Origin of the sequence: Microbispora triticiradicis (assembly GCF_005864065.1) — a bacterium.
GTDB lineage: Bacteria > Actinomycetota > Actinomycetes > Streptosporangiales > Streptosporangiaceae > Microbispora > Microbispora triticiradicis.
The window spans coordinates 63882-86393 of the sequence record NZ_VANP01000010.1 but is presented as its reverse complement, the minus strand read 5'-3'; the positions used below and the strand labels follow the sequence as shown (position 1 = coordinate 86393).

The 22512-nt window shown below is 71.7% G+C and carries 22 protein-coding genes and 1 pseudogene; 15 read left to right on the top strand and 8 right to left on the bottom strand.

Annotated features, from left to right (window positions below; translation table 11 throughout):
• Nucleotides 1-16: 16 nt before the first annotated feature.
• The gene (locus FED44_RS24495) at nucleotides 17-523 is read right to left on the bottom strand and encodes a DinB family protein (RefSeq protein ID WP_138462201.1); all 507 of its coding nucleotides are present in this window, start codon (nucleotides 521-523) and stop codon (nucleotides 17-19) included.
• 127 nt (nucleotides 524-650) lie between these two features.
• On the opposite strand from FED44_RS24495, the gene FED44_RS24490 reads away from it, so the two are divergent.
• The 3 genes from FED44_RS24490 to FED44_RS24480 all read left to right on the top strand — a co-directional run bounded on the left by FED44_RS24490 (nucleotide 651) and on the right by FED44_RS24480 (nucleotide 3904).
• Complete coding sequence (locus tag FED44_RS24490; protein WP_117409085.1) at nucleotides 651-1562, top strand: tetratricopeptide repeat protein; 912 nt, start codon at nucleotides 651-653, stop codon at nucleotides 1560-1562.
• 250 nt (nucleotides 1563-1812) lie between these two features.
• Entirely contained in the window at nucleotides 1813-3222 is a 1410-nt protein-coding gene (locus FED44_RS24485) for an NAD-dependent malic enzyme (protein WP_138462200.1), read from the top strand.
• A gap of 106 nt (nucleotides 3223-3328) precedes the next feature.
• The gene (locus FED44_RS24480) at nucleotides 3329-3904 is read left to right on the top strand and encodes a YqgE/AlgH family protein (protein ID WP_117409087.1); all 576 of its coding nucleotides are present in this window, start codon (nucleotides 3329-3331) and stop codon (nucleotides 3902-3904) included.
• 97 nt (nucleotides 3905-4001) lie between these two features.
• On the opposite strand, the gene FED44_RS24475 is transcribed toward FED44_RS24480, so the two are convergent.
• Nucleotides 4002-5426: a cellulase family glycosylhydrolase gene (locus tag FED44_RS24475; RefSeq protein WP_138462199.1), complete on the bottom strand. Its 1425-nt coding sequence runs from the start codon at nucleotides 5424-5426 to the stop codon at nucleotides 4002-4004.
• Here FED44_RS24475 and FED44_RS38530 point away from each other — a divergent pair.
• Nucleotides 5410-5892 (top strand): annotated as a pseudogene (locus FED44_RS38530) (hypothetical protein); the annotation flags it as partial. The gene FED44_RS24475 and the pseudogene FED44_RS38530 sit on opposite strands and share 17 nt — an antisense overlap.
• Before the next feature lie 291 nt (nucleotides 5893-6183).
• On the opposite strand, the gene FED44_RS37630 reads toward FED44_RS38530, so the two are convergent.
• Nucleotides 6184-6825: a TetR family transcriptional regulator gene (locus FED44_RS37630; protein WP_117409089.1), complete on the bottom strand. Its 642-nt coding sequence runs from the start codon at nucleotides 6823-6825 to the stop codon at nucleotides 6184-6186.
• A gap of 134 nt (nucleotides 6826-6959) precedes the next feature.
• Between FED44_RS37630 and FED44_RS24460 the strand changes: the two genes are divergently transcribed.
• The 6 genes from FED44_RS24460 to FED44_RS24435 all read left to right on the top strand — a co-directional run bounded on the left by FED44_RS24460 (nucleotide 6960) and on the right by FED44_RS24435 (nucleotide 14102).
• Nucleotides 6960-8522 carry a DHA2 family efflux MFS transporter permease subunit gene (locus tag FED44_RS24460; protein WP_138462197.1) on the top strand — a complete coding sequence of 521 codons (1563 nt, stop codon included), beginning with the start codon at nucleotides 6960-6962 and terminating at the stop codon, nucleotides 8520-8522.
• Between the two features lie 131 nt (nucleotides 8523-8653).
• The gene (locus FED44_RS24455; RefSeq protein ID WP_396699200.1) at nucleotides 8654-8905 is read left to right on the top strand and encodes a DUF3039 domain-containing protein; all 252 of its coding nucleotides are present in this window, start codon (nucleotides 8654-8656) and stop codon (nucleotides 8903-8905) included.
• A gap of 71 nt (nucleotides 8906-8976) precedes the next feature.
• On the top strand, nucleotides 8977-10029 hold the full coding sequence (locus FED44_RS24450; protein WP_117409092.1) for a zinc metalloprotease: 1053 nt from the start codon (nucleotides 8977-8979) through the stop codon (nucleotides 10027-10029).
• Between the two features lie 129 nt (nucleotides 10030-10158).
• Nucleotides 10159-11049: a hypothetical protein gene (locus FED44_RS24445; RefSeq protein ID WP_138462196.1), complete on the top strand. Its 891-nt coding sequence runs from the start codon at nucleotides 10159-10161 to the stop codon at nucleotides 11047-11049.
• Between the two features lie 461 nt (nucleotides 11050-11510).
• On the top strand, nucleotides 11511-12038 hold the full coding sequence (locus tag FED44_RS24440; protein WP_138462195.1) for a hypothetical protein: 528 nt from the start codon (nucleotides 11511-11513) through the stop codon (nucleotides 12036-12038).
• A 309-nt stretch (nucleotides 12039-12347) separates the two neighbouring features.
• Nucleotides 12348-14102 (top strand): DEAD/DEAH box helicase, encoded by a 1755-nt coding sequence (locus tag FED44_RS24435; RefSeq protein WP_138462194.1) that lies wholly within the window; start codon nucleotides 12348-12350, stop codon nucleotides 14100-14102.
• Nucleotides 14103-14159: 57 nt separating this feature from the next.
• Here FED44_RS24435 and FED44_RS24430 read toward each other — a convergent pair whose 3' ends face one another.
• The 4 genes from FED44_RS24430 to FED44_RS24415 all read right to left on the bottom strand — a co-directional run bounded on the left by FED44_RS24430 (nucleotide 14160) and on the right by FED44_RS24415 (nucleotide 17877).
• A complete protein-coding gene (locus tag FED44_RS24430) occupies nucleotides 14160-14951 on the bottom strand; it encodes a hypothetical protein (protein ID WP_138462193.1) in 792 nt (263 codons plus the stop codon).
• Between the two features lie 241 nt (nucleotides 14952-15192).
• Nucleotides 15193-15873: a hypothetical protein gene (locus tag FED44_RS24425; RefSeq protein ID WP_138462192.1), complete on the bottom strand. Its 681-nt coding sequence runs from the start codon at nucleotides 15871-15873 to the stop codon at nucleotides 15193-15195.
• 89 nt (nucleotides 15874-15962) lie between these two features.
• Nucleotides 15963-16535, bottom strand: coding sequence for an isochorismatase family protein (locus tag FED44_RS24420; RefSeq protein WP_138462191.1), 573 nt, complete (start codon nucleotides 16533-16535; stop codon nucleotides 15963-15965).
• 64 nt (nucleotides 16536-16599) lie between these two features.
• Nucleotides 16600-17877, bottom strand: a complete 1278-nt coding sequence (locus tag FED44_RS24415; protein WP_187406039.1) for a nicotinate phosphoribosyltransferase — start codon at nucleotides 17875-17877, stop codon at nucleotides 16600-16602.
• Nucleotides 17878-17922: 45 nt separating this feature from the next.
• Here FED44_RS24415 and clpS point away from each other — a divergent pair, with 45 nt between their 5' ends.
• The 5 genes from clpS (at nucleotide 17923) to FED44_RS24390 (ending at nucleotide 20667) form a co-directional block, all read left to right on the top strand.
• Complete coding sequence (gene clpS, locus FED44_RS24410) at nucleotides 17923-18210, top strand: ATP-dependent Clp protease adapter ClpS (RefSeq protein WP_117409393.1); 288 nt, start codon at nucleotides 17923-17925, stop codon at nucleotides 18208-18210.
• On the top strand, nucleotides 18210-18734 hold the full coding sequence (locus FED44_RS24405; protein ID WP_117409394.1) for a DUF2017 domain-containing protein: 525 nt from the start codon (nucleotides 18210-18212) through the stop codon (nucleotides 18732-18734). The genes clpS and FED44_RS24405 overlap by 1 nt, the downstream gene beginning before the upstream one ends.
• Nucleotides 18735-18744: 10 nt before the next feature.
• Nucleotides 18745-19161 (top strand): M67 family metallopeptidase, encoded by a 417-nt coding sequence (locus FED44_RS24400; protein WP_117409395.1) that lies wholly within the window; start codon nucleotides 18745-18747, stop codon nucleotides 19159-19161.
• Between the two features lie 279 nt (nucleotides 19162-19440).
• Nucleotides 19441-19719: a MoaD/ThiS family protein gene (locus tag FED44_RS24395; protein ID WP_117409396.1), complete on the top strand. Its 279-nt coding sequence runs from the start codon at nucleotides 19441-19443 to the stop codon at nucleotides 19717-19719.
• Nucleotides 19720-20667, top strand: a complete 948-nt coding sequence (locus FED44_RS24390) for a PLP-dependent cysteine synthase family protein (RefSeq protein WP_117409397.1) — start codon at nucleotides 19720-19722, stop codon at nucleotides 20665-20667.
• A 58-nt stretch (nucleotides 20668-20725) separates the two neighbouring features.
• Here FED44_RS24390 and FED44_RS24385 read toward each other — a convergent pair whose 3' ends face one another.
• The gene (locus FED44_RS24385) at nucleotides 20726-22402 is read right to left on the bottom strand and encodes a DUF3352 domain-containing protein (RefSeq protein WP_138462190.1); all 1677 of its coding nucleotides are present in this window, start codon (nucleotides 22400-22402) and stop codon (nucleotides 20726-20728) included.
• Nucleotides 22403-22512 lie beyond the last annotated feature (110 nt).

Below are 22512 nucleotides of genomic sequence, written 5' to 3'. Positions count from 1 at the left end.
GCTCAGACGCCCACGCTCAGACGCCCACGGTCCCGTCGACGCCCTCGCGCAGGAGGTCGGCGTGGCCGTTGTGCCGGGCGTACTCGTGCATCATGTGCAGCATCACGAGCCGCAGCGACACCTCCTCGCCCCACCGGGGCTGGTAGGCGGTGACGTCGAGCGACTCGGCCGCCCGCTCGATCCTGCGGGAGTGCTCGACCTCCGCCTGCCAGGCGGCGAACGCCTCCGCGCCGGTGGACCCGCTCGCGTCGTACGCCGCCTGGTAGTCGCCTTCCGGCGACCAGACGAGCGGCACGTCCTCCTTATCGATCACACGGCGGAACCACGTGCGCTCGACCTCCGCCATGTGCCTGACCAGGCCGAGCAGCGAGAGCGTCGAAGGCGGCATCGACGTGCGGCGCAGCTCCTCGTCCGACAGGCCCTCGCACTTCAGCGCGAGCGTGGCCCGGTGGAAGTCGAGGAACGCGCGCAGCATCTCGCGCTCACCGGCGACGCTCGGCGGGCCGATGCGTTCCACTGCCATGTCCTGCTCCCTTCGACGCGGCGATCCGCACCGTTCACCCTATGACGGGAGCCGGCCCGCCCCGATCGCAGAGGAAGACAGCGAGGATGGCACGGATCACGCGGGAGAGTACGGCAGGATTGGGGGTATGGCAGCGGAGTTCTCTCGACCTGGATCGCTCTACGGCGCCGTGGACCTCGGCGCGCGCAAGCAGGCCCTGGAGGCCCAGGCGCGGCGTGAGGCCGCAGGTCCGTCAGGAGCCGCCTCGGCGGCCGTCATCGAGGTGACCTCGGCCACCTTCAACGCCGACGTCGTGGAGCGCTCGCTGAGCGTGCCCGTGATCGTCGAGGCGACGATGCGCCGAGCCGAGCAGGTCCAGCAGTTCAGTGGGGTGATGGACAAGCTGGCCGCGGAGGCGGCGGGCGCGTGGCTGCTGGCCCGCGTCGACGTGGAGGCCGAGCCGCAGCTCGCCCAGGCGTTGCGGATGCGCGCGGTGCCCACCGTCTACCTGGCCTTCCAGGGACAGCTCATGCCCCTGTTCGAGGGCCCGCTGCCGGAGGCGCAGCTCCGGCAGGCGCTCTCGCAGGTGTTCGAGCAACTCGGCGTCGAGGCGGGCGCGCCCGCGGACGAGTCGGACGAGCCGCCGGTCGACCCCGAGCTCCTGCGGGCGGAGCAGGCCGTCGAGAAGGGCGACCTGGACGCGGCGGCCGCCGCCTACCAGCGCCTGCTGGCCAGGTCGCCGGGGGACGAGGGCGCGAAGATCGGGCTCGCCGGGGTCGGCCTGCTGCGCCGCACGATGGACCTCGACGAGGCCGACGTGCTCGGGCGGGCCGCGGACGCCTCCGACGACGTCGACCTCCAGCTCCAGGCCGCCGACCTCGAAATGGTGAGCGGGCGGGTGGACGAGGCGTTCGACCGGCTCATCGGGCTCGTGCGGCGCACTCGTGGCGCTGACAGGGACCGGGTCCGGGTGCACCTGCTCGGGCTGTTCGACGCGCTGCCCGCCGACGACCCCTCGGTCGTACGGTCGCGCAGGGCCCTGGCCAACGCCCTGTTCTGAGAGCGGCCGGCGGGACGGCGTTCCGGCGCCGTCCCGTTCCCGCCGCGCACGGTCGCGGGACGGCACCGTGCGGCGCCGCGCGGCGCCCGGACCGTGGGCTGAAACACCCGGCCGGAGATGGCACGATGGATAACACTCATTTGCCGCCCACGCCGGGGTGCGAGAGCGTGACCGCCACGCGGAGGCCGCGCGTATGGGAGCAGCCGGGCGGGCGCGGCCAGGCACCACCCCCGCAAAGGAGCGGATAGACGTGGCCACAGTGCCCAGCGTTTCCTACTCGATCACTGTGCGCCTCGAGGTGCCCGCGGGAGGCAAGGCCGTCAGCCTGCTGACCCACGCGGTGGAGAACGCGGGCGGCGTCGTGACCGCCCTCGACGTGACCAACGCCGGGCACGAGAAACTCCGCATCGACGTGACGTGCGCGGCCAAGGACGCCGACCACGTCCAGGCGATCGTGGACAGCCTCGGCGCGGTCGAGGACGTGGCCATCCACAAGGTCTCCGACCGCACCTTCCTCATGCACCTCGGCGGCAAGATCGAGATGCAGTCCAAGGTCCCCCTGCGCAACCGCGACGAGCTGTCGATGGCCTACACCCCGGGGGTGGCGCGGGTCAGCCTGGCGATCGCGCGCAACCCGGAGGACGCCCGCCGCCTCACCATCAAGCGCAACTCGGTCGCGGTCGTCACCGACGGCTCCGCCGTCCTCGGGCTCGGCAACATCGGCCCCGCCGCCGCGCTGCCGGTGATGGAGGGCAAGGCCGCCCTGTTCAAGCGGTTCGCCGGCATCGACGCCTGGCCCATCTGCCTCGACACCCAGGACGTGGACGAGATCGTCGCGACCGTGCGGGCCATCGCGCCGGGGTTCGGCGGCATCAACCTGGAGGACATCTCCGCGCCGCGCTGTTTCGAGGTCGAGCGGCGGCTGCGCGAACTGCTCGACATCCCGGTCTTCCACGACGACCAGCACGGCACCGCCATCTGCGTGCTCGCCGCGCTGACGAACGCGCTGAAGGTGGTCCGCAAGGAGATCTCCGAGGTGCGGATCGCGATGGCCGGGGCGGGCGCGGCCGGCACCGCGGTGCTCCGCCTGCTGCTGGCCGCCGGGGCGCGCAACGTCGTCGTCTGCGACTACCGGGGCGCGGTCCACCTCGGGCGCGACGACCTCGACGAGTCGCTCCGGTGGATCGCCGAGCACACCAACGCCGACGGGTACGGCGGCGACCTGCGCGGCGCGGTCAAGGGCGCCGACGTCTTCATCGGCGTCTCCGCCCCCGGAATCCTCACCGGGGACGACGTCGCGGCGATGGCGCGGGACGCGGTGGTGTTCGCGCTGGCCAACCCCGAGCCCGAGGTCTCCCCGGACGACGCCCGCGAGCACGCGGCGGTCGTGGCGACCGGCCGGTCCGACTACCCCAACCAGATCAACAACGTGCTGGCGTTCCCGGGCGTGTTCCGTGGGCTGCTCGACGCGCAGGCGGACGGCGTGACCCCGGAGATGCTGCTCGCGGCGGCCCGCGCGCTGGCCGCGGTGGTGAGCGCCGAGGAACTCGGGCCCAACTACATCATCCCCAGCGTCTTCCACCCCGACGTGGCCAACGCTGTGGCGGCCGCCGTACGGGAGTCGGCCGGAGGCCGGCCGCGCGGCTTCACGGAGGCCTGACCGGCGTCCGGCACCGACGGCGACGCTCCGCTCGCGTTGGGTCACATGCCGCGGCAAACCGGGGGCGACGTACACGAATTCGCATTCCTCCCTCATGATGGGATGTATGGCGGAGGCGATCTACGTCGGCGGGTTGCTAGTAGCGACGCCACTGCTCGACGACCCCAACTTCCGGCGTAGCGTCGTGCTCGTGCTGGAGCACGACGAGGACGGCGGCACCCTGGGCGTGGTGCTCAACCGGCCCAGTGAGATCGCGGTGACCCAGGTCCTGCCCTCGTGGGACCCCCTGGTCACCGGTCCTCCGGTGCTGTTCGAGGGAGGTCCGGTGCAGACGGACAGCGCGCTCGCGCTCGCCGTCGTGCTGAGCGGGGAGGAGCCGCTGGGCTGGCGCCGGCTGCAGGGCAGGGCCGCGGTGTCGCGCCTCGGCACGGTGGATCTCGACGCGCCCCCGGAGATCCTGGCCGGGGAGATCTCGCAGATGCGGATCTTCGCGGGCTACGCGGGCTGGACGGCGGGGCAGCTGGAGAACGAACTGCAGGAGGGCGCCTGGTACGTCGTCGACTCGGAGCAGGGGGACACCTTCGATCCCGACCCCTCCGCGCTGTGGCGCACCGTGCTGCGCCGGCAGAAGGGCGATCTCGCCCTGGTCGCCACGTTCCCGGACGACCCGCTGCTCAACTGACCACCGGCCTTCTCGGGGACCCGATCGGCCAGTACGGCGCAGGCCGGGCGCGGTGAGCGCGCCCGGCCTTTGATGCTCTTTCAGGAGTCGCCGTGTCTCAGCTCGCGGTGCAGGTCACCGCGGGCACCGGGTTGGCGCCGTTCCAGGAGCCGAGGAAGCCGAACGAGGTGGACGCTCCGGCGCCGAGGCCGCCGTTGTAGCTCACGTTCTTCGCCGTGACCGACGAGCCGCTCGACGTCACCGCGGCGTTCCACGCCTGGGTGACCGTCTGGCCGTTGGCGTACGTCCAGGTGACGGTCCAGCCGGAGATCGAGCCGGAACCGGCCTTGACGGTCACCTCGGCCTGGAACCCGCCGCCCCACTGGTTCGTGACCTGGTACGTCGCCGAGCAGCCCCGGCCGTTGCCGCTGGGCGACGTGCTCGGAGACGTGCTCGGGGACGCGCTGGGCGACGCGGAGGGGCTGCGGGGCGGGCTCGGGGAGGTGCTGGGGGACGTGCTGGGCGAGCCGGACGGGCTGGCTGACGGGCTCACCGGCGGCCCGCTGTAGACCGTGGCCTCCTTGGCGGTCGACTTGATGCCGTTCGCGCCGTTGAACAGCCGCTGGCCCCAGGAGGTGAGCTGGCCGACGTTGAAGTTCGTGACCTGGTCCAGGTACTCGACGCCGCCGCCGTTGCCGCTCCACGACCAGCCGAGGTAGCCGATGCCCCGCGACTGGGCCTGGGACATGATCGTGTCCTCGTCCGGGTCGCCGTCCGAGTGCATGTTGCCGAACTCGCCGATGACCAGCGGGAGGTTCGCGGTCTGGAACGCCTGCAGATAGCCGGTGATCTCGGCCGCCGTGTCGAATACGCCGTACATGTGGATCGAGAAGACGGTGTTCTTCTGGGTGTCGCTCGCGAAGACCGAGGCGGCGTTGTCGCGCATGACGAACTGCCAGTCCTGGCCCCAGTTCGGCGCGTCCACCATGAGCAGGTGCTGGAACCCGGCGGCGCGCATCCGGACGATCGCGTTCTTGGTCGCGGTGGTCCAGGCGGACGGGTTGTTGTTGCCGTACGGCTCGTTGCCGATGTTGATGACGACGTAGTTCTCCTGGCCGGTCAGCACGCTCTTCAGGCCGACCCAGTAGTCGACGGCCTGGTCGAGCGTGTACGCCCCGCTCTGCTCGGCGTACCCGGTGGTGTCGTGGTTCTCCAGCACGCAGATTAACCGGTTCTGCTTGCACAGCGAGATGACGTTGGCGACGTCGCTCGCCGAGTTGGCCGTCCAGCGTCCGCCGCTCAGCACGACGCGCACGGTGTTGGCGCCCAGCGACTTGATGTTCGCGAACGAGCCCGTCTGGCTCGCGTACCAGGTGTGCGCGTGGCTGGTGCCGCGCATCACGAAGTTGTTCCCGTTGGCTTCGACGATTTTCGTGCCGCTGACGTGGAGGCCGGTCGCGGCCTGTGCGGTCTGGTTCATCGCGGCCACCGACAGCAGGAGGGCGAGTAGTGCCGCGCCCACGGCGATGAGACGTGTCTTCATTCTGTACCTCGGGTGGGGGAGCGACGCCGTTGGGAGCGCCTCCGGCACCATAGGCGGCACGGCCCGGGACCGTACAGGAGACGGCCCGGCGTGGCCGCCGGGCGGGCCCGCCGCAACTGAACCGGTTCGGCGGGGCGGGCCGCCGGACCAGCGCGATCGCTTCCCGTCCCCCTCACCTGGGCCGCCGCGACCCGATGAAACGTTCACCGGCCGCGCGGCCGCCGGTAGGGTCGCGGGCGTGCCCGAACCCGGTTGGCCGCCCCAGGAGGCCGTGCGGCTCGACGGCGGTGTCCCGGTCGCCCTGGTGGCGGCCGGCGCCGGGCTGTCGTCGCTGCCGGCCGCCGTACGGGGGGCGGAGACGCTCCGGCACATCGACCTCGACGGGAACGCGCTCACGTCGCTGCCCGGATGGATCGCGCGGCTGGAACGCCTGCGGGTCCTGTGGCTCTACGGCAACCGGATCACGGCCATCCCGCCCGAACTGGGGGATCTGGCCGCGCTCGAACACCTCGGCCTCGGACGCGACGCGCTGACCTCGGTGCCCGCCGCGCTGCTCGCCGAGAACCGGCTGGCGGAGCTGCCCGCGTCCATCGGCGGCATGGCGGCCCTGCACGAGTTGCGCGCGCACGACAACCGGCTCGCCTGGAGAAGCTCGACCTGCGCTGGGTCAAGTTCGACGAGGCGCCCGCCTGCGTCCGGCCGCTGCGCGAGCGCGGCTGCGTCGTCCTCCTGTGAGTCGTCCTCCTGCCGGGGGCCCTCAGCGCGGAGGCGGAACGACTCCGGCCGTCCCGGGGCGTACGGGCAGGTCCCAGCCGGGGCGGAGGGAGCGCTCGGCGAGCGTGAGCAGGTCCTCGTACCGCCGTGCCATGTCGCCCAGGTCCTCGGTCGGCCCGTCCAGGCAGAGCAGGCCGATGCCGACGAACAGCGACACGACGAACTGCGGCTGGAGGTCGTCGGGCGGGACTCCCATCCTGCGGGCCACTTCGGCGACGAGCCTGCGCTCGTTCTCCCGCACCAGCCGCATGCCCCCGGCGAGCAGGGACGGAGTGGAGTGGATGAGCCGGCGGGCCTTGACGATCCTGCCCGTCTCCGCCTCGTCGAGCTCTCGTAGGATGCCCAGCATGGCCCGCATCGACTGACTCAGCGCCGTGAACGGCGACTCCGACTCCGGGCGGGTGACCAGTTCGGCGAGGAACATCTCCTGCTCCTCGGCGGTCAGCGAGAGTGCCGCGTCCTCCTTCGAGGCGAAGTAGCGGAAGAACGTCCTCGACGACACGTCCACCTCGGCGGCGATCTGCTCGACCGTGGTCGCCTCGTAGCCCCTGGTGAGGAAGAGGTCGAGAGCCGCGTCGACCAGGGCGTCCCGGGTGCGTTGCTTCTTGCGCTCGCGGAGCCCCACGGCGTCACCTCCTCGAAAACTGCCGGTAGCAACCTGCAGATGTCACCGTATGTCGGATAAAAGGATTTGTCATCTGTCATTGACTGACACTAAATTGCCAGGGGTCTGCTCAGTGGTGCTTAGGGGGAACCTCGATGACACAAGCCGTATCGGTGGACGCGGACGCGCCTCCAGGACGGGGCCAAGGACGTCCGTGGCTCACGCTGCTCGCCGTCTCGCTCGGCGTGATCATGGTCATGCTGGACGGCACGGTCGTGGCCATCGCCAACCCGGTGATCCAGGTGGAACTCAAGGCGACGCTGTCGGACCTGCAATGGGTGACCAGCGGTTACCTGCTCGCGCTCGCGGTCTTCCTGATCACGGCGGGCAAGCTCGGCGACCTCTTCGGGCACAAGCGGGTCTTCCTCGCCGGCGTGGCGGGCTTCGCGCTGACCTCGCTGGCGATCGGCCTGTCGTCCTCGGTGGGCATGCTGATCGCGTTGCGGGTGCTGCAGGGCCTCTTCGGCGCGCTGCTCCAGCCCGCCGCGCTCGCGTTGCTCAGGTCGGCGTTCCCCGCCGAGAGGCTGAACATGGCCATGGGCGCGTGGGGCGCGATCATCGGCCTGTCGAGCGCGGGCGGCCCGATCATCGGCGGCCTCCTGGTGGAGAACGTGAGCTGGCAGTCGGTGTTCTTCGTCAACGTGCCGGTCGGCGCGGCGGCCCTGGCGTTCGGGCTGTGGGCCCTGAGGGAGAGCAGGGCGCAGGCACTGTCCAGGGTCGACTGGCTCGGCGTCCTGCTGCTGTCGGTCGCGATGTTCGACCTGGTGTGGGCCATCATCAAGGCGCCCAGCTGGGGCTGGGGCGACGTGCGCACCCTCGCCTTCCTGGCCGCCACCGTGGTGTTCGGCGCGCTGTTCGTGTTCTGGCAGTCCAGGGTCCGCGAGCCGCTGCTGCCGCTCAGCCTGTTCCGCAACGCGTCGGTCTCGATCGGCACCGTGCTGATGATCCTGATGGCGTTCTCGATGTTCGGCGCGATGTTCTTCCTCACGTTCTTCTTCCAGGGCGTGCACGGGCTCACGCCGCTCGACTCCGGTCTGCGCATGCTGCCCATGAGCGCCGGCATGATCGTCGCCTCGCCCATCGCCGGCGTCCTCATCGGCAAGCTCGGCCCGAAGATCACCATCGCGGGCGGCATGGTGATCAGCGCGGTCGCGATGTTCCTCATGTCGCGGCTCAGCGTGGAGGCCGCCTTCGCCGACACCGCGATCCCGTTCGTGCTGCTCGCATTCGGCCTGTCGCCGGTGTTCGTCGGCGCCACCGAGATCATCGTCGGCAACGCGCCGGAGGAGCTGAGCGGCGTCGCCGGCGGCGTGCAGAACTCCGCCATGCAGGTCGGCGGCGCGCTCGGCACCGCCATCCTCGGCGCGATCGTGTCCGCCAGGGCGGCCGACGTGCTGCCCGGCCACCTCGGCCCGGCCGCGGCGGCCGTGCCGCCCGAGCAGATGGGCCTGCTGGAGGCCGCCGCGTCGGTCGGCGCCGCCCCGCCGGGGACCGGCCCCCTCGCGAAGGTGCTGGCGGACGCCTCACACCTGTCCTTCATGGACGGCCTGCACCTCGGCTTCCTCGTGAGCACGGCCGTCGCCCTGCTCGCCGCGGCCCTGGCCCTGTTCGTCCGGGCCGGCCGAAAGACCGAGGGCGCCCCGGTCCACCTGGGCTGACGGCACGCCGTCCGCTCCTCGTACGGCCCCCGCCACCACGCGGGGGCCGTACGTGTTTCCGGCGGGAGGCGGCCCGCCGCGCGCGTCCGCGGACCGAGGGGAGCGCGCCCGCTGCAATAGACTTGGTCCTCGTGAGCGGCACGAAGATTCTTCCCGAGAGCGACGTAACACCCCGGCTCTCGCACGGCGACGGCGACCACGAGCGCTTCTCGCACTTCGCCGACAAGAACAAGATCACTGAGAGCTACGTGACCGGTGCGCCGGTGCGAGCCCTGTGCGGCAAGGTCTGGGTGCCCAGCCGCGACCCGAAGAAGTATCCGGTCTGCCCGGAGTGCAAGGAGATCTACGAAGGACTGCCGAAGGGCGAGCCGCCCGGCGAGTGAGTGTCGGTACGGGATGACCTTCCCCCCGACGGCTAACGTCAGCCTTCTGACCAGCCGTATCGGGGGAAAGAATGGTTCGGCGACCCATCGCCGTCGTCCTCGCATGCCTGTACGCGCTGGGCGGCGTCCTCGCCGCCCCGGCGTCCGCCGCCTCCCCGCAGGCCGCCCGGCCGGATGACTGCCCTGCGGCGGCCCAGACCGGCGTCGCGCGGCGCCCGGGCGCGGAAACCGCCCTTCCTCGGCGGCTCACGCACGCGATGGAGCCGCGCGACCCCGGACCGGGCGAGGCCGCCCGCATGTCGGCCGATCTCGACCGCAGGCTCCGCGCGGCGGAGCGGAGCGGCGCCGCGGGTCTCTCCCGGCGCGACCCGGGCGCCGTCGAGCGGATCACCGTCCCGGTGTGGGTGCACATCGTCAGGGACGGCGCGCTCGGCCTGCCAGACGCCGCCGTGGCCAGGCAGATCGCCGTGCTCAACACCGCCTACTCCGGCGGGTACGGGGGCGCCGACACCGGGGTGAGGTTCGAGCTCAAGGGCGTCACCCACACCGACAACCGCGCCTGGTTCCGCGACCCTCTGGGATACGAGGAGCCGCTGAAGGAGAAGCTCCGCACCGGCGGCCCCGAGACGCTCAACCTGTTCATCGCCCAGATGAGCCGGCTCGTGCTCGGATACTCCACCTATCCCTACTGGTACAAGGACGACCCCGGCCTCGACGGAGTGGTCGTCGACTGGCGGAGCGTGCCCGGCGGCCCCCTGCGCGACTTCGCCAGGGGCTTCACCGCCGTCCACGAGATCGGCCACTGGCTCGGCCTGCTGCACACCTTCGAGAACGGCTGCGCCGCACCGGGCGACTCGGTGGACGACACCCCCGCCGAGGCCCGGCCGACCACCGGCTGCCCGCCGAGGAAGGACAGCTGTCCCGCGCCGGGGAACGACCCGACGCACAACTTCATGGACTACTCCCAGGACCGGTGCATGCGCGAGTTCACCCCGGGCCAGGCCGTGCGGATCCGGCAGATGTGGGACGTGTACCGCCGGCCGGGTCCGCGGGGCGCCGACCCGGAGGTGACGTCGGACGCTCTCGCCGCACCGCCCGATGACGAATCGGCCGGGAGGCGTTGACGCGGCGGCGCGTGTGTGAATAACTCCCAGCAGCGTTCACGGTCACAGGGCTCCGCGGGTGGCCCTGATCGCTCCGTCGCTCGCCGGTTCCGTCCCACGCACGCCCGGCCAGGTCGCCCGGGAGGCTTTGTGGATGACGAGTGGACCCGCCGGGTCTGGCCGCCCGCCGAGCAGCCCCCCGGCCGGGGCGAGACGGGCCCCGAGACCACCGGCAGGGGCCTCACGCGTCCGTACGGCGTGCCGGGAGCGGGCGGGGACGCGGGGGCGGAGGGCGCCTCCGGCCGGCACCGCCCGGCGCGCGACGCCGGGGGGCGCGAGCGCACGGCCCCGTACGGCGCGCCGGTTTCCGGGCGGGCGACGGCCGAACCCTCCGTGTGGCCGCTCACGCCGCCCGGCGAGGAGGAGGACGAGCTTCCGCCCGCCGCCCGCCGGTACGGCGCGCCCGCCACGCCGCCCCGGCGCATGCCCCGATGGCTGTGGCGGCTCCTGGTGGGCGGCCTCGCGCTGGCCTGCTCGGCGGCGGTCATCGGCGCGGTGGTGGTCACGGTCCTGAACCGGGCCGAGCGCGTGCCGCCCACCGTGATCCACGACCAGGTCGCCGGGGTCGCCTACACCCTCCCGCCCGAGTGGCGTGAGGGGGTGGTCGCCCCGGTGAGCGGCTTCACCACCGTCGCCGCGCGGGGGGACAGCGCCACGGTCATGGCCCGGCCGGGCGACCCGGTCGATCCGCCCGGCCTCCGCTCGGAGGTCATCGACCTGAGCGACCTCTACGCCCGCCTGCTGCTGCACGGTGACAAGGTCGAGGTGCTCGACGACCGCGCGGTGACCGTCGGCGGGCGACCGGGCCACACGCGGGCCGTACGGGCCGAGTACAGCGACGTCGTGAACGAGCCCGCCTTCATGCGGGTGACCCTGCTGACCCGGTCCGACGGCGGCAGCACGGTCCTGCTCGGGCTGGCGCACCCCGACCAGCCGCGGTCCCGAGCCGAGATCGAGGGCCTCATGTGGGGCGCCCGCTGACGGCGGTGGACCGATCCGCCGGGCCTTCTCCGTACGGCGGATACGGCACGTCGCGTGCCAGGAAAATGGCATCTTGGCGGCGTTCTGCCCGATATAGCGGTCAATCGGAAAACCGGTTGTCATAACGGTCGCGCGCTCTGTCCTGTATGCCCTGACGGATGAGTATATGAATGGGCGAGTGCCCGGTCAGTGGTTCCGTCGTGCGATGCGGGGAATCGCGGTAATCGCCGGAACGGCTTTGAGATAGGCGTAACATCTGTTTGCCGGTATCCGATAAGTGGCTCGCTGCCCGCGTTTCTCCGGACGGGTATCTTCGAGGTCGCATCGCACGAAAAACGCGGTGACCCGGAAAGACCAATTCTCACCATGGGGGGGAAATCAAATTGATTTCTCGTAGGAGCAGCTCTGCCTCTGGTTCGCGTGGCGCCGGTCGCCTGCTGACCTGGTCCGCCGCGGTGGCGGTGACCTGCGCGACCGTGGGGCTGTCGGGCTCGATCGCGGCGAGCGCCACCTCGACGAAGACCACCCCGGTCGCGCATGGGGCGACGAGTCCGCAGGGCGGGGAGAAGAGCTTCATTCCCCTCCCGCGTCTCGACTCGGCGAACATCATCACGACCTTCAACGTGCTGCCGGCGGCGGGCGCCACCACAAGCGTGGTGCCGCTCACCTCGCAGACCTTCACCGGCTCGGCCCGCAGGGGCCACGTGTTCGTCAACGACGGCACGTCCTGGGCCGACCTCACCTCGGTGTTCTCCCCGGGCTTCCTGTACGACGTGACCCTGGCGCCGTCGCCGAGCACCACCCTGCTGGGCACCGGCGGCGTTCTGAGCAGCCTCACCGCCAGCGGCACTCCCGTGGGGCGGCTCAGGGTCACCGTGCGGAAGGCCGACGGCAGCATCTTCGTCTCCGACTGCAGCGTCGCGAACACGAGCGGCGCCTCGACCCTGCCGCTGACCGCCTCGGACTGCACCACGCCGGCGCGTCTGTGACGACGGGCTGACCGACGCCGGGGCGGGTGGTCCGCGGAAGCCTGGGGGCTCCGCGGGCCGGCCGCCTCGTGCGTGCCCGCCGTCCGGCCTGGGCCGCGATCCTCCTGGTCCGTGGCTCCGTCCGGTACGGATCGGGCCACGTCCGACGGCGGTCAGTTCCGGAGCTGTGGGGATTCCCACACCATGCGATTTCGGACCACCATGCGCGTGGTCGGCGCGTTCTGTCGGTGTGGCGGGCTACTCTGATGGCACTGTGAGGGAGCGAACCGATAGAGACACCAGTGTTCCGATGAGTTCGGGGAGGCGTCGTTGAGCGTTTCGGCCGCGTCCCACCTCTCCCCGTCCTACCCCGACAGAGCCGCCTGGGGGACCGCCCCCAAGCTGCGTGCCTGGCAGCAGGAGGCCTACGACCTCTACGTCCAGCGCGAGCCGAGAGACTTCCTGACCGTCGCCACCCCCGGCGCCGGAAAGACGACGTACGCGCTGCGGATCGCCAGCGAACTGCTCAGCCGCGGTGTCGTGCGCGCACTGACCATCGTCACGCCGACCGAACACCTCAAGCGGCAGTGGGCCGACGCGGCGGCGCGGGTCGGGATCGGCATCGACCCCGAGTTCAAGAACAGCCAGGGCGCGACCTCCCGCGACTACACCGGCGTCGCGGTCACCTACGCCCAGATCGCGATGCACCCGGCGCTGCACCGCGCCCGCACCGAGGCGCGCAAGACCTTGGTGATCTTCGACGAGATCCACCACGCCGGTGACGCCAAGTCGTGGGGAGACGGCGTCCGCGAGGCGTTCGAGCCGGCGACCAGGCGGCTGGCGCTGACCGGCACGCCGTTCCGGTCGGACGAGAGCCCGATCCCGTTCGTCACCTATGTGGAGGACGGCGAGGGCGCCCTGCGCAGCGTCGCCGACTACTCCTACGGGTACGGCCCGGCCCTGGGCGACGGCGTCGTCCGGCCGGTCATCTTCCTCGCCTACTCGGGGGAGATGAAGTGGCGCACGCGGGCCGGAGACGAGATCGCCGCCACGCTCGGCACGCCGCTGACCAAGGACCAGCTCTCCCAGGCCTGGCGCGCCGCGCTCGACCCGAAGGGCGATTGGATCCGCCAGGTCATCCACGCCGCCGACCGCAGGCTCACCGAGGTCCGGCGCGGCGTCCCGGACGCCGGCGGCCTGGTCATCGCCTCCGACCACGAGTCCGCCCGGGCGTACGCCCGGCACATCCGGACCGTGACCGGCGAAGGCGCGGAGGTCGTCCTCTCCGACGACCCCGGCGCGTCCAAGAAGATCAAGGACTTCGCCACCTCCGAGCGGCGCTGGCTGGTCGCGGTCCGGATGGTCTCCGAGGGCGTCGACATCCCCCGGCTGTGCGTCGGCGTGTACGCCACGAGCACCTCCACCCCGCTGTTCTTCGCCCAGGCCGTCGGGCGGTTCGTGCGCGCCCGCAAGCGCGGCGAGACGGCGTCGGTGTTCCTGCCGTCGGTGCCCGTCCTCATGGGCCTGGCGGGGGAGATGGAGACCGAGCGCGACCACGTGCTGGGCCGCCGCCGCGACGAGGACGGCCTCGACGACATGCTGCTGGAGCAGGCGCAGCAGGAGAAGAAGCAGCCCGACGCGCTCGGCGACGAGCTGCCCTTCCAGACCCTTGAGGCGTCCGCGACCTTCGACCGGGTGCTGTTCGACGGCGGCGAGTTCGGCACCGCCGCCGCCCCCGGCTCGCCGGAGGAGGAGGACTTCATCGGCCTGCCCGGCCTGCTGGAGCCCGACCAGGTGGCGTCCCTGCTGCGTAAGCGTCAGGCCGACCAGCAGGCGGCGATGCGCAAGACCCGCAAGGGCGAGGAGCAGGCGCCGGCCCTCGCGCCGCACGAGCAGCTCGCGGAGCTCCGCAAGGAGCTCAACGGCCTCGTCGGGGCGTGGAACCACCGCACCGGCCAGCCGCACGGCGTCATCCACGCGGAGCTACGCCGGGCCTGCGGCGGGCCCGCCATCGCCCAGGCCACCGCCGAGCAGGTCCGCGAGCGGATCGCGATGATCCGCAAATGGGCCACCCAGCGCAGGTGACCCCGCCTCGGCCCTCGGTCCGCCGCCCCTGACAGGACGGCGAACCGAGGGACGCCGTCAGCTCGCGCCGGGCGCGGCCCCGGACCCCGAGGCGTGCTGGACCTGGGCGGACAGGCCGTCCAGCCGCTCGAGGATGGCCTCGAACATCGTCGCGTTGGACGCCGCCATCCTGTCCATCTGCCCGCTGAGACCCTCGACGCGTTCCGTCAGCCCGTCGACTCCTCTTGAGAGGCCGTCGACCCGGTCGTTGAGTCCATCGACCCGGTCGTTGAGTCCGTCGACTCGTTTCGTGAGGTCGCCGAAGCGTTCGTTGAGGGTGTCGACGCGCCGGGTGAGTCCGTCGAAGCGTTCGGTCAGCCCGTCGACTCGTTGGGTCAGCTCATCGACGCGTCCGTTGAGTCCGTCGACTCGTTTCGTGAGGTCGTCGACGCGTTGGGTGAGTCCGTCGACGCGTTCTGTCAGCCCGTCGACGCGTTCGGTCAGGCCGTCGAAGCGCTCGCTGAGGGTGTCGACTCGTTTGGTGAGGTCTTCGACTTGGTGGGTGAGTCCGTCGACTCGGACGTTGAGGGCCTCGACGTTGCGGTCAAGGCGGCGGATCTCGCCGTCGATGCGGTCGAGCCGGATGGTCACGACACCCATCTGACGCTTGAGGACGCCGACGTCCGCTTTCGTCTCCTCGGCGACCTGCTCGACCCGGAGCAGGCGGTCGCTCATCGCATCGATCTTGTCCCAATTCATCTGCATCGCGTCGTACGCGTGCCCCACGGACTGCTTGCGGCAATAGACGCTGAGTTCCATAAAGTCATTCTCCAAGCGCTTGACGCGTTGTTTGAGGGTGGGCACGGCCATAGGGCGTCCTCCAACTGTAGGGCAGCGCGGCCGGGGCTCGCTGCGAAGGCGGGTGCGTGGAGGACATTGCTATCAGCTTCGAACCTTCATGGGAGGGCGAGGATTCGGGAAATTCGCGGGATGCCCGGGGCGGGATAAGGATTGTCCATACCGGTGTGGTGAACGGCCACCGGAGGCATGAGTGGCGTGTGTGTTTGTTTCCACCGGCGCGGGAAAGCGGAGAATGGCCAATCGTCATTCACTAGGACATGTGCGACCTGAGTGGAATTCGGTCGCCGGTGTGGCCGTCGATGGCGACGTAGCGGCGATGGTGCCGGGTGGCCGGGCTCAGCCGGAGGCTGAGGGAGGCGACACCCCCCTCCACGCGTATCGGAACGCGGTGCGTCCCCTCCTGGGTCCCGTCCTCCGCGCCCTCCCGCACCCAGATGCGCAGGCGGTGCCCGGCCTGGTGCACCGCCACCGTCGCGGTGTCGCACTGCCCCGTGGTGGCGGGCCAGTAGACGGTGAGGCCGTGCAGGGCCCGCCCGCGGAACGACAGCCGTACGGCGTCGGGGGTGGCGACGCGCTCGTCGCAGGCGGACCCGCCGCTCGCCGCGGGAGGGGGTGACGCCGGCGAGGTGGCGGGGCCCGCCGGGCCGCCCGGCGCCTCCCGCCCGCTCTGGCCGTCCGTCTCGTCCTGCCCGGGCGCGGCCGGCGGGCGCTCCTTCGGTGCGGTGGCGCCGGTGTCGCGGACGGCGACCGTCTGCGCGGGCGTCGCCTCGGGCCGCTGGGCGAATCCCAGGGCGATCGTGACCGCCTGCAGCGCCGCCAGGGTCAGCGCGCCCGCGGCGCGAAGCGCACCGCGGTGGCCGCGGCCGAAGAGCAGCCAGACGCAGACCGGGGTGAGGACGAGCCAGCACAGGCCGAGCGAGAACGCGAACATCGGGCCGCCAATCCACGAAGGGTCGTCACTCCAGGTAATACACCCGTGACGCTTCGCGGTGAAGGAATTGACGTCCGGCGCGGCGTGGATCAGGACTGGAGGACGGGCTCCCCGGTGAGCTCCACGCCGGCCTCGGCCAGCCGGGAGAGCGCCGCCTCGGTCGTCTTCCTGGCTACGCCGGCGGTCAGGTCCAGCAGGACCCGTACGGAGAAGCCGCCGGCCGCCGCGTCGAGGGCGGTGGCCCGGACGCAGTGGTCGGTGGCGATGCCGACCACGTCGACGGCCTCCACTCCCCGCTCACGCAGCCACGCGGCGAGCCCCACGCCGTCGGCGGTGGCGCCCTCGAACCCGCTGTAGGCCGCCTGCCTCGCCCCCTTGCTGAAGATCTCCTCGACCTTCGCCGTGTCGAAGGCCGGGTGGAAGTCGGCGCCGGAGGTGCCGACCACGCAGTGCGGCGGCCAGGTGTCGACGTAGTCGGGCTCGGCGGCGAAGTGCGGTCCGGGATCGACGTGGTAGTCACGGGTGGCCACCACGTGGTCGTACCCGTGTTCGTCGACGTGGCGGCCGATCGCGGCGGCCACCCCGGCGCCCCCGCCGACCGGCAGGCTGCCGCCCTCGCAGAAGTCGTTCTGCACGTCCACGATGATGAGCGCGGTCTTCATGGGGTCACCTCACAGTGGCGATCACGGAGGACCGGCGTCGTCCTCATGCGCCGGTCCTCCGCGATCACTTGAAGATAGTAGGGACTGCGGGGTCTCCAGGGGAGAGGCTGCGGGCTTCGAGTGGCAACTCCGCCGAAGTCGCCCGGTGGCGCTCGCGGGCGGTCAGCAGGCTCTCCCGGCCCACGACCTTGCCGTCCCGGACGAGTTCGGCCAGCAGCGGACGGTCCTCGGACTCCACCGGCTCGCGGGTGATCACCTCGGCGGTGGCGATGCCGTCGCCGGTCCTGCGGTAGGCCCACTTGCGGCCGCCGACGCTCGGCTTGCCGACGGACGCCTTCGCTACCGGCTGGAGGACGCCCGACGCGTCCTCCCTGGCGACCAGTTTGTAGACCAGGCTGGCCGTCGGGTGGCCCGACCCGGTGGACAGGGCGGTGCCGACGCCGTACGCGTCGACCGGCGCCGCCGCCAGCGCGGCGATCGCGAACTCGTCCAGGTCGCTGGTGACGACGATCCGCGTCCGGTCCGCGCCCAGGTCGTCGAGCAGGCGGCGCACCTCGACGGCCACCACGGCGAGGTCGCCGGAGTCGATGCGGACCGCGCCGAGGTCCGGCCCGGCCAGCTCCACCGCCGTCCGTACGGCCCTCGCCACGTCGTAGGTGTCCACGAGCAGGGTGGTGCCGAGCCCGAGGGACTCGATCTGGATCCGGAAGGCCTCCGCCTCCGAGTCGTGCAGCAGGGTGAACGCGTGGGCGGCGGTGCCCGCGGTCGGCACGCCGTACAGGTGACCGGCCATGAGGTTGGAGGTGGAGGCGAAGCCGCACAGGTAGGCGGCCCTGGCGGCGGCGACCGCGGCGTACTCGTGGGTGCGGCGCGAGCCCATCTCGATCAGCGGCCGGTCGCCGGCCGCCTGCGCCATGCGGGAGGCGGCGGCGGCGATCGCGCAGTCGTGGTTGAGGATCGACAGGATCAGCGTCTCCAGCAGCACGGCCTCGGCGAAGGTCCCCTCCACCACCATGATCGGGGAGCCGGGGAAGAACGCCTCGCCCTCGCGGTAGCCGTACACGTTGCCGGAGAAGCGGTAGCCGGCGAGGAAGTCGCCCGTCGGCCCGTCCACGATCCCGGCGGAGCACAGGAACTCGATGTCCTGCTCGTCGAAGCGGAAGTCCTCCAGCGCGTCGAGGAACCGCCCGGTGCCGGCCACCACGCCGTAGCGCCGTCCTCCGGGCAGCCGCCGGGCGAACACCTCGAAGACCGCCCGCCGGTGCGCCGCACCGCCCGCCAGCGCGGCCTGGAGCATCGTCAGTTCGTACTGGTCGGTCAGCAGGGCCGTGCCCGTGGTCATGCGCACGTGTCGAAGACTACGACGGTCGTGGTGCAGGATGGTTACGTGGGTAGCACAGCTCCAGCCGAGGTAGAGCGTCCGTCGTCGGACGTGCGCCCCGATCTGCCGTGGCTCACGATCGTGTGGAACGACCCGGTCAATCTCATGTCGTACGTCACGTACGTCTTCCAGACCGTGTTCGGTTATCCCCGGCAGAAGGCCGAGAAGCTGATGATGGACGTCCATCACAAGGGCAGGGCCGTGGTCTCCAGCGGCACCCGGGAGGAGATGGAGCGGGACGTGCAGATACTCCACTCCTACGGCCTGTGGGCGACCCTGCAGCAGGACAGATGATGAGCACGGGATTCAAGGCGGCACGCGACGGCGTCTCGATCCACCTCGACGCGGGCGAGGTGTCGATCCTGCGCTCGCTGGTGTCACAGGTGCTGGGCCTGGTGGAGCCGGGCACCACGGGGGACGACCCGCTGGAGCGCGCGCTCGGCATCGGCTCGGCCACCCCGCCGGACGACCCCGTGCTCGCGCGGCTGTTCCCCTCGGCGTACGCCGAGGACGACGAGGCGGCGGGGGAGTTCCGGCGCTACACGGAGGCGACGCTGCGCGACGGCAAGCGGGCCGACGCGACCACCCTGCTGGAGACGGCGGCGCCGGGGCGGCTGACGCTGACCGCGGAGCAGGGGCAGGCGTGGCTGCGGGCGCTCAACGACGTCCGCCTCGCGCTCGGCGTGCGCCTGGAGGTGACCGAGGAGGTCCACGAGGAGATCGCCTCGATGTCCGAGGACGACCCGCGTTATCCCGCGTTCGTGACCTACGACTGGCTCACCTACCTGCAGGACAGCCTCGTCCGGGCCCTTTGGTAGGTTTTCCGGCATGCTGACGATCTCACGCGAGCTGGTCGACAGGATCGTGGCCCACGCGCGGGCCGATCACCCGGACGAGGCGTGCGGCATCGTGGCCGGGCCCGCCGGATCGGACCGTCCCGAGCGCTTCGTTCCCATGGAGAACGCCGAGCGGTCCCCGACGTTCTACCGCTTCGACTCCATGGAGCAGTTCCGGGTGTGGCGGGAGATGGACGACAGGGACGAGGTGCCCGTCGTGATCTACCACTCCCACACCGCCACCGAGGCGTACCCCTCCCGTACGGACATCGGTTACGCCTCCGAGCCCGACGCCCACTACGTGCTGGTCTCGACCGCCTCCGAGGAGGAGACGCCGTTCCGGTCGTTCCGGATCAATGACGGGGTCGTGACGGAGGAGGACGTCAAGATCGTCGAGGCGTACGGTTAAACTTGAACCATGCCTTACGATGACGCTCGTCCTGTGTCGTCACCGGCTGTCCTGATGCGCCGGGTACGCCCGGAATCTCCTGTTCAGGCGTTCCTCTTCGCGCACACGCCGTCCGTCGTCGTCTACGACTGTCGCTGAGCCCCGGCCGGCTGCCGCCGCCCGGTTGGAATCGCCGCCCGTCCCGCCATGTTCCATCCAGATGAACGGACGCGCCCGGCGGACGTGAGTAAACGGACGCCCACCACAACGACGACCACAGATCAAGGAGATTGAGCCGAGATGGCCATCGAGGTCCGCATTCCTACCATCCTCCGCAGCTACACCGATGGCGCCAAGGCGGTCAACGCCAAGGGATCGACCCTCGAAGAGCTGATCGGCGACCTGGAGTCGCGCCACCCCGGCCTGAAGAGCCGGCTGGTGGACGAGTCGGGGCTGCGCCGTTTCGTCAACGTCTACCTCAACGACGAGGACGTGCGCTTCCTCGGCGGGCTCGGCACCCCGGTCGCCGACGGCGACACCGTGACCGTGCTCCCGGCCGTCGCGGGCGGAGCGCGCTAGATGCGCTTCGACTCGCTGATCGACTCGGTCGGGCACACCCCGCTGGTGGGGCTGCCCCGGCTCTCGCCCTCCGCCGACGTGCGGATCTGGGCGAAGCTGGAGGACCGCAACCCGACCGGGTCGGTCAAGGACAGGCCGGCGCTGTGGATGATCGAGCAGGCCGAGAAGGACGGGCTGCTCACGCCGGGCTGCACGATCCTGGAGCCGACCTCCGGCAACACCGGCATCTCGCTGGCGATGTCGGCCCGGCTCAAGGGCTACCGGCTGATCTGCGTCATGCCCGAGAACACCTCGGAGGAGCGCCGCCAGCTGCTGCGCATGTGGGGCGCGGAGATCATCTCCTCGCCGGCGGCAGGCGGCTCCAACGAGGCCGTACGGGTGGCCAAGGGCCTGGCGGCCGAGCATCCCGACTGGGTGATGCTCTACCAGTACGGCAACCCGGCGAACTGGCGCTCCCACTACGAGTCCACCGGGCCGGAGATCCTCGCGGACCTGCCGGGCGTGACCCACTTCGTCGCCGGGCTCGGCACGACCGGCACGCTCATGGGCGTCGGGCGCTACCTGCGCGAGCACGTGCCGGACGTGAAGATCGTGGCCGCCGAGCCGCGGTACGGCGAGCTGGTCTACGGCCTGCGCAACGTGGACGAGGGGTTCGTCCCCGAGCTGTACGACGCGTCCGTGCTGACCACCCGCTACTCGGTGACCTCGGCCGACGCGTTGCGGCGCACCCGTGAGCTGCTGGCGTCCGAGGGCATCTTCGCCGGCATCTCGACCGGCTGCGCCCTGCACGCGGCCCTCGGCATGGCCCGCAAGGCCGTGGAGGCGGGGGAGCGGGCCGACATCGTGTTCATCGTCGCCGACGGCGGGTGGAAGTACCTGTCCACCGGCGCCTACGAGGGCACGCTCGACGAGGCCGAGGACCGCCTGGAAGGCCAGCTCTGGGCCTGACTCCGGCCCGCCGCCGCGCCACCCGCCGGACGGCGGCGCGGCCGTGCGGGCCGGGGGCTCAGTCGAACACGACCCTGAGGGTGAAGCTCGACCCGGCCTCGCCCGAGGTGCCGCTCAGGCCGACCGCCCGCAGCTTCTCCAGGTCCCGCCGCCCGGCGTCTCCGGCGCCGCTCAGGTACAGCTTCTCCAGCCGGTCGAGGTCGGCGTACACCGCGTAGGTGGCGTTCCCGGCGTCCGGGACGGCCAACCGGAACGTCTCGGATTCGGCGAGCGCGCCGCCGCCGCCGAGCGTGGCGGCGTACTCCGGGCTCGTCGCGAGCACGAACCGCCCGTCGCCGCTCGCGGTGGCGAAGTCCGTCGGCCGCTCGATGCCGTCGAGGTAGGCCTTCACCCTGTCCACCACGTCCTGGGCCTTGGCGGCGTCGGTCGTGAGCACCGCGCCGAAGCGGGGCTGGGAGCCGTCCAGGCCCTGCTCGTCGAGGGCGAGCGTGAGGTTCCTGCCCAGCAGCGTCACCAGGTCGTCCGGCAGGGACAGGCCGTACTGCCGCGCGGCGCCGAGCGTCTCGGCGTACGGCCCGCCTCCCGCGCCGTTCGCCGCCCGCTCGATCGAGGGCCACTGCTCGCGCAGCAGGTCGCCCAGGCCGGAGAACGAGGCCGCCGCGACCGTGGACGCGGGCAGTTCGCCGATCCGCACCGGCTCGGGACGGCCCGGCGCCGTCTTCCCGCCGCGGGTGATCCCGGCCAGCTCCGCGTAGTCGCCGGAGAACCGGAGGGCGCCGGCGAAGCGCATGTCTTTGACGCGGTCGAGCAGCGGCTCCGCGCCGTTCCGCGACGGCCACGCGGCCTCGGCGACCTTCTCCACGTCGGCCCAGAACGACAGCACGCCCGGCTCGCCCAGCGTGCGGAGGTCGTCGGCGAAGCGGGGATCGCCGGACAGCGGCGCCGCCGTGACGTACCGGTCGGCCAGCTCCTGGGTCGGGGCGATGACGGCGTACCCGTCGCGGAACGCGAGGCCGCCCTTCCCGTCGCGCAGGCCGAGGCGCGCGATGCCCTCTCTGGCCGCCGCCTCGTCCCTGACCTGTACGGCGATCGCCCCGACGGGGTCGCCGCCGCCGGTCGCGGGGAGCACTGCGAGGCCGACGCGGTCGCCCAGCCACGGCTCGACGTCCCTGGCGTAGTCGACCTTCGCGAGGCCGGAGCCGTCCTTCCCCAGGGCGGTGACGAGTGCCTCGCGCGGGTCGTCGCCGCCGAAGGCGTCCCGGGTGGTGGAGAACCTGCGGGCGATGCCGAACAACGCGAGCTTCTGGTCGGCGGAGGGATCGAGGTCGAGCCGGACGTAGGCGATCGCGTCCGCGGGCAGCACGTCCTGCGGCTGGGTGCCGCCGCCGCTGAGCTTCGAGGCGGCCCACACGCCGCCCCCGCCGACCACTCCGACGAGCACGGCGGCGACGAGCGCGAGGATCCAGCCGCGTGCTCCCCGCCGGCCCCCCGGAGCCGGCGCCGGCGTGTGCGGCGGCGGTTCGGCCACAGTGGTGAAGCCGATCTCCTCCTGCTCGCTCCAGCCGGGCAGCCGCACGGTGTGCGCCTCCCGGCCCGAGGGGCGGGGGAACCGGTAGGAGATGGTGCGGTCGAGGTCGCTCTCGTCACGCGGGCTCCAGAGGCCCGACGCCGGTTCGGTGTGTCGGGGGTGCGGAGTCCGGGGGTCCGGCTGCCGGGGGGAGCGGTCGGCGGGCATTGGCTCACTCACTAGCGTCGTCGGGTCGTACGCCCGGAGGCGTCGTCGCCCGGAGGTTAGGAGCGGCCGCTAGAAGGGCGCTTGCAGCCCGCTTGACCGTGACGCTGAGG